12 protein-coding genes are annotated in these 11,719 nt (G+C 69.4%); 6 read left to right on the top strand and 6 right to left on the bottom strand.

Annotated elements, in window-relative coordinates:
- The first annotated feature begins 33 nt into the window (after positions 1 to 33).
- Positions 34 to 1,038, top strand: a complete 1,005-nt coding sequence (locus tag MTP10_RS18465) for a methyltransferase (RefSeq protein ID WP_310710708.1) — start codon at positions 34 to 36, stop codon at positions 1,036 to 1,038.
- Between the two features lie 10 nt (positions 1,039 to 1,048).
- Here the strand turns inward: MTP10_RS18465 and MTP10_RS18460 are convergent, their stop codons facing one another.
- From MTP10_RS18460 to MTP10_RS18445, 4 genes are read right to left on the bottom strand one after another with little or no spacing between them, the layout of a single operon-like run.
- Entirely contained in the window at positions 1,049 to 1,651 is a 603-nt protein-coding gene (locus MTP10_RS18460; protein ID WP_310710707.1) for an ATP/GTP-binding protein, read from the bottom strand.
- Positions 1,632 to 1,982 carry a DUF742 domain-containing protein gene (locus MTP10_RS18455; RefSeq protein WP_310710706.1) on the bottom strand — a complete coding sequence of 117 codons (351 nt, stop codon included), beginning with the start codon at positions 1,980 to 1,982 and terminating at the stop codon, positions 1,632 to 1,634. Before MTP10_RS18455 ends, MTP10_RS18460 begins: the two co-directional genes overlap by 20 nt.
- A gap of 47 nt (positions 1,983 to 2,029) precedes the next feature.
- Complete coding sequence (locus tag MTP10_RS18450) at positions 2,030 to 2,452, bottom strand: roadblock/LC7 domain-containing protein (RefSeq protein WP_310710705.1); 423 nt, start codon at positions 2,450 to 2,452, stop codon at positions 2,030 to 2,032.
- Entirely contained in the window at positions 2,449 to 5,190 is a 2,742-nt protein-coding gene (locus tag MTP10_RS18445; RefSeq protein ID WP_310710704.1) for a nitrate- and nitrite sensing domain-containing protein, read from the bottom strand. The genes MTP10_RS18450 and MTP10_RS18445 overlap by 4 nt, the downstream gene beginning before the upstream one ends.
- A 502-nt stretch (positions 5,191 to 5,692) precedes the next feature.
- On the opposite strand from MTP10_RS18445, the gene MTP10_RS18440 reads away from it, so the two are divergent.
- From MTP10_RS18440 to MTP10_RS18420, 5 genes are all read left to right on the top strand, one after another.
- The gene (locus MTP10_RS18440) at positions 5,693 to 6,688 is read left to right on the top strand and encodes an ABC transporter substrate-binding protein (protein WP_310710703.1); all 996 of its coding nucleotides are present in this window, start codon (positions 5,693 to 5,695) and stop codon (positions 6,686 to 6,688) included.
- Positions 6,685 to 7,494 carry an ABC transporter permease subunit gene (locus MTP10_RS18435; protein WP_310710702.1) on the top strand — a complete coding sequence of 270 codons (810 nt, stop codon included), beginning with the start codon at positions 6,685 to 6,687 and terminating at the stop codon, positions 7,492 to 7,494. Before MTP10_RS18440 ends, MTP10_RS18435 begins: the two co-directional genes overlap by 4 nt.
- A complete protein-coding gene (locus tag MTP10_RS18430; protein ID WP_310710701.1) occupies positions 7,491 to 8,267 on the top strand; it encodes an ABC transporter permease in 777 nt (258 codons plus the stop codon). The genes MTP10_RS18435 and MTP10_RS18430 overlap by 4 nt, the downstream gene beginning before the upstream one ends.
- 9 nt (positions 8,268 to 8,276) lie before the next feature.
- A complete protein-coding gene (locus MTP10_RS18425) occupies positions 8,277 to 9,734 on the top strand; it encodes a dihydroorotase family protein (protein ID WP_310710700.1) in 1,458 nt (485 codons plus the stop codon).
- Between the two features lie 100 nt (positions 9,735 to 9,834).
- A complete protein-coding gene (locus MTP10_RS18420) occupies positions 9,835 to 10,614 on the top strand; it encodes an ABC transporter ATP-binding protein (protein ID WP_310710699.1) in 780 nt (259 codons plus the stop codon).
- 133 nt (positions 10,615 to 10,747) lie between these two features.
- Here MTP10_RS18420 and MTP10_RS18415 read toward each other — a convergent pair whose 3' ends face one another.
- The gene (locus MTP10_RS18415; RefSeq protein WP_310710786.1) at positions 10,748 to 11,299 is read right to left on the bottom strand and encodes an ATP/GTP-binding protein; all 552 of its coding nucleotides are present in this window, start codon (positions 11,297 to 11,299) and stop codon (positions 10,748 to 10,750) included.
- A gap of 7 nt (positions 11,300 to 11,306) precedes the next feature.
- On the bottom strand, positions 11,307 to 11,711 hold the full coding sequence (locus MTP10_RS18410; RefSeq protein ID WP_055507219.1) for a DUF742 domain-containing protein: 405 nt from the start codon (positions 11,709 to 11,711) through the stop codon (positions 11,307 to 11,309).
- Positions 11,712 to 11,719 lie beyond the last annotated feature (8 nt).

Here is an 11,719-nt window from a genome sequence, read left to right as displayed (position 1 = left end):
CTTCTCCGCTGAACTCATAGAAGGCAAGAACACATGCCCCATTCGGACGATCTCCTCTGGGACGCGGTATCCGGCCTGTCCCGTTTCGCGGCTCTGCTGACCATGGCGGAGCTGGGTGTGGCCGACCACCTGGCGCACGGTCCGGTCACGACCGAAGAACTGGCCGAGCGTTGCGGAGCCGATTCCCACGCGCTGCGCCGGGTCCTGCGTGAGCTGGCCGGCATGGGCCTGATCCGCGAGGCCGGGGCGGACGGACACGACCTGACCGAGCGGGGAGCCGCCCTCCGCTCGGACGCCCCGGACTCGATCCGTTCCTCCATCCGCATGCTCGGTGAGGAGGGTTTCTGGTACGCCATGGGCAATCTGCCGACGACGGTCCGCACCGGCAGGTCGGCGTTCGCTGCCCAGTACGGCCACCTGTACGAGCATCTGGCCGCCCGTCCGGAGACGAGCCGGCTGTTCGACGACTACATGCGGGCCAGAGCCGTCACGTTCACCGACGGCCTGGCGAAGCGGTACGACTTCTCGCGGGCCGGCACCATGGTGGACATCGCCGGGGGCAAGGGGCACATCCTCGCCACGGTCCTTCAGGCCAATCCGGGGATGCGGGGTGTCCTCTTCGACCTCGAACACGTCGCCGAGAGCGCCCGGGAGTGGCTGAGCGGCGAGGGCCTGGCCGACCGGTGCGACGTCGTGGCGGGAGACTTCTTCGCCGAGGTGCCGGCCGGCGGCGACGTGTACCTGCTGGCCAGCGTCCTGCACAACTGGGGCGACGACGACGCGGTCAGGATCCTGCGCAACGTCCGCCGGGCGATGGCCCCCACCGGCCGCGTGCTGCTCCTCGAAGTGGTCCTGCCCGACGACGAGGCCCCGCACCTCGGCAAGGATCTCGACATGCGGATGCTGGCCATCTTCGACGGCGCCGTCGAGCGCAGCCGTCAGGAGTACGCGGTGCTGCTGGACCAGGCCGGCCTGAAGCTCGCGGACGTGGTCGAGCTGGGCGCGGGCGCCTCGCTCATCGAGGCCGTGCCGAGCTGACGATCGTCTGCTAGTTGCTCCAGCCCGGCACGGCCATGCGCACGCTGAGCGCGTGTTCGACGAGGTTGATCAGCGCGCTCTTGACCGAGTCCTTGGAGCGCGCGTCCAGACGCACCAGCGGGATGTGCGGCGCCAGCGTCAGCGCATCCCGCACCTCGGCATCGGAATGTGGATAGGCGCCGTCCCAGCCGTTCACCCCGACGATGAACGGGAGCTGGGCCTCCTCGAAGTAGTCGATCGCCGGGAAACTGTCGGCCAACCGGCGGGTGTCCACCAACACCACCGCCCCGATCGCCCCCCGCACCAGGTCATCCCACATGAACCAGAACCTGTGCTGACCCGGCGTCCCGAACAGATACAGGATCAAATCCCGATCCAACGACACCCGCCCGAAATCCATCGCCACCGTCGTGGTCGACTTCAACGGCGTCATCCCCAGATCATCGATCCCCACCGACGCATCCGTCATCACCGCCTCGGTCGTCAACGGCATGATCTCCGACACCGCACCCACGAACGTCGTCTTACCCACACCGAACCCACCCGCCACGACAATCTTCGTCGACGTGAGACCCGGAGACGACACACCAGGACTAGAGCCTGCGAAGTCCACTGAGCACCCTTTCCAGCAGGTTGACATCCGGCCGACCCGCATCCAGCTGCGGCTGATGCACCCGCACCAACCCCTCCGCCGCCATATCCGCGATCAGCACCCGCACCACACCCAACGGAATACGCAACAACGCCGACACCTCAGCCACCGACCGAACCTGCCGACACAACTGACTAATCGCCTGATACTCCGGCGTAATATGCGAAAACTCCCTCGGCTCAGCCGTCGCCGACGACACCAACGCCTCCATCGCCAACTTCACCCGCGGCGCCGTACGCCCACCCGTCACCGCATAGGGACGCACGGGAGACCCCGGGTCGAAGGACGACATCGGTCTCGGCTCGGGACCGCCGTTCCATCTGGGGTCTGTCACTTACCTCACCTGGACTGACTCGAACGCAGCTCCGCGCGGACCGCCGGAGTGAGTACCTGACCGGCGCGTTCCACCATCAGCGTCATCTGGTACGCCACCAGCCCCATGTCGCAGTCCGGGGCCGCCAGAACCGCCAGACACGAGCCGTCACTGATCGACATGATCAGCATCAGCCCCCGCTGCATCTCCACGATCGTCTGGTTGACCACACCGCCCTCGAACACCCGCGCCGCACCCTGCGTCAGGCTGACCAGGCCGGAGGCGATGGCCGCGAGCTGGTCGGCCCGGTCCGGCGGGAAGCCGGAGGACGCGGCGAGCGGCAGGCCGTCCGAGGAGACCACGACCGCGTGGGCGACCCCGGGTACGGTGCTCACGAAATCGGTGATCAGCCAGTCGACACCGCGCGCCGCGTGACTGAGATCCTTCATGCGCCCTCCTCGCTGCTGTCGGCGCTCCGGGGACCCGCCGGATACGCCTTGCCCTCGTTGATGTCCTCGCGAGCGGCCCGGAAGCCCTGCTGGAAGCTGGACAGCCGGTTGCGCACCCGGTCCGGGGAGACCGCCGGCATCGGGGCCACCCCCTTGGGCGCGGCGGAGCTGTCCGCGGAGCCGGGCACCAGGTTGGCCTTGGGTACCCGCTTGGGCAGACCGGACGCGGTCGCCCCGTCACGCACCGGCTCCACCACCGCCTCGGCGGCGCTCCATCCGGCGTCGGCCTGTGAGGAGCCCCAGCTCGCGCCGCCGGCGAACCAGGCGGACTCCACGGCGGCGAAGATAGGCAGGTATTCGTCACCGGCGGAGGGCTGGCTGTTCACCCTCGGGATGGGGCCGGTGCTGGCCGAGTCGGTCTCCGGGAAGTCACGCGGCGGCCGGGGGCGGCCGAGCGGCCTGTCGAAGGGGCGGTCGGGCTGGACACCGGAAGGTCCCCAGGGCTGGGGCTCCTCCAGCGGGGGGCGCCGGGGCAGCCCGTTGCCGCCGCTGGACCAGCCCGGCTCCTCGGGCGGCAGCCACGAGTCGTTGGTGTTGAACCCGGCTCGCGGCTCCGACGGCCAGCCGCTGGGCTCGGACGGCCACTGCGGCATGGCCGGCCAGCCGTTCTGCTGGGCGGGCGGACCGGACGGGAAGGACGGGTGGCCGGGGCCCGGCTGGTAACCGCCCGCGGGCCAGTTGGGAGTGGGGGCCGGCGCCGGCGCGAGCTGCGGGCCGTTGTAGGCGTCCTCGTGCGCGGGGCTCGGCGAGCTCGCGTACGCGGGCGACGGGTTGCCGAGCAGGGAGTCCGGCAGCAGGACCATGGCGGTCAGTCCGCCGGAGGCGTGCGGCCGGAGCTGGACGCGGATGCCGTGGCGGTGGGCCAGGCGGGCGACCACGAACAGGCCCATGCGGCGGGAGGCCGACACGTCCACGGTGGGCGCGTCGGTGAGGCGCTCGTTGGACTGCGCCAGCTCGTCCTGCGTCATGCCGATGCCCGCGTCGGTGATGGACAGCATGACGCCGCCGCCGTCGATGCGGCTGCCCGACACCGTCACCCTGTTCTCGCGCGGGGAGAACGACAGGGCGTTCTCGACCAGCTCGGCCAGCAGGTGGATGACGTCGTTGACGGCCTGACCGGCGACGGAGACCCCGTCCGGCACCTGGAGGACCACCCGCTCGTAGTTCTCGACCTCCGACAGCGAGGCGCGGGCCACGTCCACCAGCTTGACCGGCTGGCTCCAGCGACGAGGCGGATCCTGCCCCGCCAGCACCAGCAGGTTCTCACTGTTACGCCGCATACGAGTAGCCAGATGGTCCAGCTTGAACAGGTTCGCCAACCGGCTCTCATCCTGCTCACCCTGCTCCAGACCATCGATCAACGTGATCTGCCGCTCCACCAACGTCTGACTACGCCGCGAAAGGTTCACGAACATCGCATTCACATTGCTGCGCAGCCGCGACTCCTCACCCGCCAACCGCACCGCCTCACGATGCACCTCATCGAACGCCCGCGCGACCTCGCCGATCTCGTCGTCGCCGACCACGCCGATCGGCTCCACCTCGGCCAGGGCCGCCGCCGATCCGGACGTGTCCGAGTCCCGCAGCCGCTGGACCGTTTCGGGCAGGCGGCGGCCGGCGATCAGCAGCGCCTCGCGCCGGAGCCGGCGCAGCGGACCGCTGAGGGAACGTGCCATCAACACGGTGACGATCAGCACGAGCACCAGGAGCACGGCGATCGCGATCGCGAAGATCATCGCGCCCTGCTGCTCGGCGACCTGCACGGTACGGCTGCGCAGCATGATCGAGTCGGCGACCCGCTGCTCGACCTGGCGCATGCCGTCGATGGTCTCGGTGACCGCGGTGAACCACGCCTGCCCGTCGCTGGCGAGGTCGAGACCCCGGTCGGTGAGCGGCTGCCCGGCGTCCTGGAGTGCCAGGGCGCGGGCCTGGATCAGCTCGGCCCGGTCGACGGCCTGGCCGCTGACCGTGTCGTCGTACGCCTGGCGCAGCGCCAGCGGCACCTGTGCCCGGAACGCGGCGAGCTCGCTGTTGCGCTGGGCCCGGGCGGCGATGAAGTCGTCCAGCTCGTCCTGGCTGAAGCGGCCGACGGCCAGCGCCGAGACCAGCAGCGCCCGCTGCCGGGAGACGTACTGCTTGGCCCGCGACAACGCGGCGAACCCGGCGACGGTGTCGGTGAGCTCCTTGTCCGCCGCGCCCTGGTCGATGGTGTCGTTGAGGGCGAGGAAGTCGGAGATCGACTGGTCGTACAGCTCGATGACGGAGGAGACGTTCAGCCGGGACTCGACCGCGGTCCGGCGGGAGTTGGCCAGCTCGTCGAAACGGTTCTTGACCCGCACGGCCTCGGCCCGAAGGGGGCTGTCGGAGGCGCCGAGCGCGGTGACGTCGGGCCGCGCCTCGGCGACGAGCCGGTCCACGGCGGAGTACTGGGCGGTGATGGCATTGCGGTCACCCCTGCGGTCCTGGGCGACGAAGGTGGCGGTGAGATCGCGTTCCAGCTCGGTCTCGTGGGCCAGCTCGGTCAGCTTTCCGGCCAGGACGGCCGTCTGGTAGACGCGCTCGTACTCGGAGGCGCTGGTGACGGAGGACGCGACCCGCAGGCCGCCCAACGCCAGCGCCGCGACGGTGGGGATGACGATCAGTACCAGCAGCTTGGTGCGCACCCGCCAGTTGCGCACGATGCCGCCCGGGCCCCTGGCATGCCCGGGCTGGGCCGGCGGCCCTGTCCTCGCATGGGATGACGGAAAGGCGGACGCCTCAGCAGGTAAGCCGGAATCGCCGTTCGCAGGGGGCAATGTCTTTCTCACTGGCCTCCGCAACCTCTCCTTGGATGGCCTGGTGCAAGAGATCAAATTCGTGCCCGTGCTAACCGTGTGCCGCCCCCGGCACCCGTGGTCCGAAAACCTATTTATGTACAACAGATAAATCGGCCGCCGGTGTGGCCACACCGGCAAGTCGATCATCTTGCATATGTCTCCACGTCCAGACAGTAGACACACGTCCCCGGTGAACGCCAGCCATATCATCACCTATATCTGGACATAGCTCCAGAAAACCAGTGTGATCATTTTTCTGCCATATATATTGATAATTTCCAGAATCGGGGGACCATGCGCAAGGGTTGCCTGCGCTTTGGGGTGTGTCGAGGTGTCGGCCACCCCCGTTCAAAGGAGACGCGACATGAGGCTCGCTGCGGCAGGGCGCATCGCCCTGATCGGACTGGTGGCCACCCTTGCCATGACGAGTTGCTCCGGCACGGAGGCCAAACCCGGAGGTGGGAGCAACGCCAACGGGCTGGAGAAGACCGACCTGCTCATCGGGCAGTACCCGGGAGCCGACTCCGCCCCCCTGTTCATCGCCATCGAGCGAGGCTTCTTCAAGGAGCAGGGGCTCAACGTGAAGACCGAGGCCATCCAGGCCCCCCAGGCCGTGCTGCCCAAGCTGTCCAACGGCAGCATGGACGTGGTCCTCGGCAGCTATGCCACCATCCTGACGATCCAGAGTGAGGGCCTGGAGAAGTTCAAGTACATCGCGGACTCCTACCAGGGCGCCACCGGCGCCTTCGGGATCATGGTGGGGCGCGACTCCCCCATCAAGAAGGTCGCCGACCTCAAGGGCAAGAAGATCGGCGTGAACGCGCTCAAGGGCCTCGGCGTGCTCACCATGAACCCGCACCTCAAGATCGCCGGCCTTGACCCGAGCCCCGGCAAGGACATCCAGTACGTCGAGGTGCCCACCACGAACTGGCTCCAGGCGCTGGAGAAGGGCGACGTGGACGCGGTCTGGATGACCGACCCCTACGTCAGCGAGGCCAAGAACAAGCTCGGCGCGACGATGCTGGTCGACACCATGTCCGGCCCCACGGAGAGCCTGCCGATCACCGGCTGGGCGGCGACCGAGAAGTGGGTGAGCAGCAACCCCAAGACGATGGCCGCCTTCCAGCGCGCGATGGCCAAGGCCCAGAACATCGCCGCCACCGACCGCAGCGCCGTCACCAAGATCCTGCCCACCTTCACCAAGATCCCCGCCGCCACCGCGGCCACCATCAACCTCGGCAACTACCCGACCACGCTGAGCGCCCAGCGCATCCAGCGGGTCGCGGACCTCATGCAGGAGTACGGCTTCATCAAGGCCAAGATCGACGTCGCGCCGATGATCGTCACCTCCCAGGGATGACGTCCACGGCCACCCTGGCGCGGGCGGAGCGCACCACCCCCTCCCGCGCCCGGCTCGGAAGACTCCTCCGCCACGTCGCCGGCGTGGCGGTCTTCCTCCTGCTCTGGGAGCTGGCCGGCCGCACCGGCCTCGTCTCCTGGCTGCCGGCCGCCTCGACGTCCCTGGCGCGGGCGGCGGGGCTCGGCGCCGACCCCGCGTTCCTGACCGACCTGGCCTCCACCCTCACCGCCGCGGTCGTGGGCCTTCCGCTGGCCGTGCTCGTCGCGGTCCCGATCGGCCTGCTGCTCGGCACCGTCCCCGTGGTGGAGGAGATGACCCGGGCGATCGTCGAGTTCCTGCGGCCGATCCCGTCGGTCGCGCTGATCCCGCTCGCCCTGTTCTTCTTCCAGCCCGAGATCAACGCCAAGGTGGCGCTCATCGTCTACGCCGCCTCCTGGCCGATCCTCATCAACACCCTGTACGGCGTCCGCGACGTCGACCCGGTGGCCACCGAGACGCTGCGCTCGTTCGGCTTCGGCTCCGGCGCGGTCATCCTGCGGGTCAGCCTGCCGAGCGCGGCGCCGTTCATCTTCACCGGCATCCGGCTGGCGGCCTCCGTCACGCTCATCCTGGCCATCAGCGTGGAGTACGTCGTGGGCGGCGCCGGCGGCATCGGCGCCTTCCTCATCCAGGCGAGCACCGGCATCGGCGCCGACGCGATGGTCGACGTGATCGCGACCCTCATGTGGGCCGGGCTGGTCGGGCTCGTCGTCAACACGCTGCTCCTCCGCGCGGAGCGGCGCCTGTTCAGGTGGCGGCACGTATGATCGCGACCATCGTACGGCGGCTCTGGCTGGTGCCCGTGGTCCTGCTCGGCTGGGAGCTGCTGGCCCGGTCCCAGGCCAGCCCGTACCTGCCCGCGCCGAGCCGGATCGCCTCCTGGATGTACGAGCGGTGGTTCTCCGGCCCGTACCTGCTGACCGACGAGGCGGTGGACAACTTCGTGCCCAGCCTCGTCCGGGTCGTCGGCTCGTGGAGCATCGCCGTGGTGGCCGGGGTCGCGCTCGGCGTGGCGATCGGCCGGGTGGCCTGGCTGGCCGACTACGTCGACCCGCTGGTGGAGTTCGGCCGGGCCGTGCCGCCGCCCGCGATGCTCCCCGTCTTCCTGGTGCTGTTCACCATGGGCACCCAGGTGCAGGTGGCGACCATCGTGTTCGGCGTCGTCTGGCCGATCCTGCTCAACTCCATCGACGGGGCACGCAACGTGGACGCGCTCCAGCTGGAGACCGCCACCGTCTTCGGCGTGCCCGCCCGCCTGCGACTGTTCCGGATCATCCTGCCCTCGGCCGCCCCGAAGATCTTCGCGGGGCTGCGGCTGAGCGTCTCGCTGGCGCTCATCCTCATGGTGATCTCCGAGCTGAAGGGCAGCACCGACGGCATCGGCTACCTGCTGAGCGTGGCCGGCAACAACGCCGACATGGCCGGGCTGTGGGCCGGCGTGGTGGTGCTCGGGGTGCTCGGCTACGTCCTCAACTCCCTGTTCCTCATGGCGGAGCGCCGCGTGCTGACCTGGCACCGGGGCGCCCGCCGTACCGTCTAGGAGGCGGATGTGACAGACCTGCTGCTGAAGAACGTGCGGGTCGTGACGCATGACCGGAGCGAGCCCGTCATGGCCGACATCGCCGTGACCGGGGGCCGCGTCGACCAGGTCACGCCCGGCCTGCCCACCGAGGGCGTCCCGGAGGTGATCGAGGGCGCGGGGCGGCTCGCGTTCCCCGGCGTCGTGGACGCCCACCAGCACTGGGGGATCTACAACCCGCTGGACGAGGACGCCGGCTCGGAGAGCCGCGCCTCCGCGCAGGGCGGGGTGACGACGGCCCTGACGTACATGCGCACCGGGCAGTACTACCTCAACCGGGGCGGCGCGTACGCGGACTTCTTCCCCGAGGTGCTGGCCCGGGCCGAGGGCCGGGCCTACATCGACTACGGCTTCCACCTGGCGCCGATGTCGCGGGGCCACATCGAGGAGCTGCCCGACCTGGTCGAGCGGTTCGGCGTGCCGTCGTTCAAGATCTTCATGTTCTACGGCGGGCACGGGCTGCACGGGCGCTCGGCCGACCAGAGCGCGTTCCTCATGCTGCCCGAGGGCGAGCGTTACGACTACGCCCACTTCGAGTTCGTCATGCGGGGCGTGCAGGCGGCCAGGGAGCGGTTCCCCGAGCTGGCCAGCGAGATCTCGCTGTCGCTGCACTGCGAGACGGCCGAGATCATGACGGCGTACACGCGGCTGGTGGAGGAGGCGGGCGACCTGAGCGGCCTGGCCGCCTACAGCGCCTCGCGACCGCCCCACTCCGAGGGGCTGGCCGTGTTCATCGCCTCCTACCTGGCCCACGAGACCGGCCTCGGCAACGTCAACCTGCTGCACCTGTCCTCCCGCAAGGCCCTGGACGCGGCGGTGCGGATGGCCAGGACGTTCCCCCACATCGACTTCCGCCGCGAGGTCACGATCGGGCACCTGCTGGCCGACATCGAGACGGCGAGCGGCATCGGCGCCAAGGTCAACCCGCCGATCAGGCCGCGCGAGGACGTCGAGGCGCTGTGGGGGCACGTGCTCGACGGCACGGTGGACTGGGTCGTCAGCGACCACGCCTGCTGCCGGGAGGAGCTGAAGTTCGGCGCGCCCGCCGAGGACGTGTTCCTGGCCAAGGCCGGCTTCGGCGGCGCCGAGTACCTGCTGCCCGGCCTCATCACCGAGGGTCGCCGGCGCGGCCTGCCATGGGGGCGCATCGCCGCGCTCACCTCATGGAACCCCGCCCGCCGGTACGGCCTGCGCACCAAGGGCACGATCGCGCCGGGCTTCGACGCCGACATCTGCCTGGTGGACCCGGACGCCACCTGGACCGTGCGGGCGGCCGACTCGGACTCGGCCCAGGAGTACACGCCGTTCGAGGGGTTCGAGCTGACCGCGAAGGTCACCGACACGTTCGTGCGGGGTCACCACGTGCTGGACACCGGCAAGATCGTCGGCCGTCCCCTGGGGCGTTTCGTCCGCCGGCCGGTGGCCTGAGCCCGGCCCCTGCCGGAATGGTCATCTTCATGTCCAACGATCACTGACTTCGGTAGAGTCAGCCTGTTATCTCCCGGCTTCGCCTGTCCTAGGACGTCACTTGCTCGAGATAGACAACCTCACGCACGTTTACGGTCCCGGCAGCCCCAACGAGCACCGCGCGATCGAAGGGCTCAAGCTGAGCGTCGCCGAGGGCGAGCTGCTGTGCATCGTGGGTCCCTCCGGATGCGGCAAGTCCACGCTGCTCCGCTCCATCGCCGGGCTGATCACTCCCACGGGCGGCGAGATCCGGGTCGACGGCAAGCTGGTGCGCCAGACGCCCGACAACCTGGCCGTGGTCTTCCAGGACTACAGCCGCTCCCTGTTCCCCTGGATGTCGGTGGCCGAGAACGTGGCACTGCCGCTGCGGCGCCGGGACATGGACAAGCGGGCGCGGCGGGAGGCGGCGCAGGAGGCGCTGGAGTCCGTGGGCCTGCTCGGCGCCGCCCAGAAGTACCCGTTCCAGCTGTCCGGCGGCATGCAGCAGCGCGTCGCGATCGCCCGCGCGCTGGCCTACCGGCCCAGCCTGATGCTCATGGACGAGCCGTTCGGCTCGGTGGACGCCCAGACCCGTGAGGACCTGGAGGACCTGGTCCTCAAGGTGCGCGGCCACCACCGGATGACGATCGTGCTCATCACCCACGACATCGACGAGAGCGTGTACGTCGGCGACCGGGTCGTGGTGCTGTCCAAGGCGCCCGCGCACGTGGTGGGCGACCTCCGGGTGGACCTGCCGGGGCCCCGCGACCAGATCACCACCCGCGAGAACCCCGACTTCGTGCGCCTGCGCGGCGAGGTCGGCCGCCTGGTGCGCGGGGTGGACGTCCCCGCCTCCGCCTGACCGCCCTCGCGGCCCAGCTCCTCGATCCCGCCACCTGAACGATCCCGCCAGCTGAAGGGGGCGGACAACGACGAACGCCGCCGGACCGATGGTCCGGCGGCGTTCGTCGTGCGGGCGTGTGCCGCGCCAGGCGTCAGGCGGGCAGGTGGGAGTGGCGCGTCAGCGCGTGCTCCACCAGCGTGATGAGCGTGCTCTTCACCGAATCGCGCACCCGGGCGTCCAGGCGGACGATCGGCGTGTGCGCGTTCAGCGACAGCGCCTCGCGGATCTCGTCGTCCTGGTGGGCGAACTGCCCGTCCCAGCCGTTGATGCCGATGACGAACGGCAGCTTCGCCTCCTCGAAGTAGTCGATGGCGGGGAAGCTGTCGGCCAGGCGCCGCGTGTCCGCGAGCACCACGGCCCCGATCGCGCCGCGCACCAGGTCGTCCCACATGAACCAGAACCTGTGCTGTCCGGGCGTGCCGAACAGGTAGAGGATGAGGTCCCGGTCCAGCGAGACGCGGCCGAAGTCCATGGCGACGGTCGTGGTGGTCTTGTTCGGGGTGAGCGAGACGTCGTCGACCCCTGCCGACGCGTCCGTCATCACCGCCTCCGTGGTGAGCGGAAGGATCTCCGAGACCGCACCCACGAACGTCGTCTTGCCCACGCCGAATCCGCCGGCCACGACGATCTTCGTCGAGGTCAGCCCGGCGCTAGAGCCTGCGAAGTCCACTGAGCACCCTTTCGAGCAAGTTGAGGTCCGGCTTTCCCGCGTCCAGCGCAGGCTGGTGCACGCGGATCAGGCCTTCGGACGCCATGTCGGCGATCAGCACCCGGACCACACCCAAAGGCTGTCGTAAGAGGGCCGAGATCTCAGCAACCGACCTGACGTTCCGGGTCAGTTGAATGATCGCCTGATACTCCGGACTCAGCAGAGATATGTCTTGGTATTCCGACGTCACGGAGGACACCAGCGCCTCCATGGCGAACTTCATCCGCGGCGCCGTGCGCCCTCCGGTCACGGCATATGGCCGCACCAGAGAGCTCGGCTTCTGCGGACGTGGAGCCGCCGGATGCGGCGGAGTGCTATCACCAGCCCAACCCTGACCTGACACCATGTTCTCCT

It is taken from the genome of Nonomuraea sp. 3-1Str (assembly GCF_031570565.1).
Lineage (GTDB): Bacteria > Actinomycetota > Actinomycetes > Streptosporangiales > Streptosporangiaceae > Nonomuraea.
This window is presented reverse-complemented; position numbering and strand designations above follow the sequence as displayed.

Coding starts and splice junctions, on each gene's coding strand:
- MTP10_RS18430 (WP_310710701.1), top strand. CDS start 7,491: ATGATCGCGACCATCGTACGGCGGCTCTGGCTGGTGCCCGTGGTCCTG.
- MTP10_RS18410 (WP_055507219.1), bottom strand. CDS start 11,711: ATGGTGTCAGGTCAGGGTTGGGCTGGTGATAGCACTCCGCCGCATCCG.
- MTP10_RS18450 (WP_310710705.1), bottom strand. CDS start 2,452: ATGAAGGATCTCAGTCACGCGGCGCGCGGTGTCGACTGGCTGATCACC.
- MTP10_RS18435 (WP_310710702.1), top strand. CDS start 6,685: ATGACGTCCACGGCCACCCTGGCGCGGGCGGAGCGCACCACCCCCTCC.
- MTP10_RS18440 (WP_310710703.1), top strand. CDS start 5,693: ATGAGGCTCGCTGCGGCAGGGCGCATCGCCCTGATCGGACTGGTGGCC.
- MTP10_RS18455 (WP_310710706.1), bottom strand. CDS start 1,982: ATGTCGTCCTTCGACCCGGGGTCTCCCGTGCGTCCCTATGCGGTGACG.
- MTP10_RS18465 (WP_310710708.1), top strand. CDS start 34: ATGCCCCATTCGGACGATCTCCTCTGGGACGCGGTATCCGGCCTGTCC.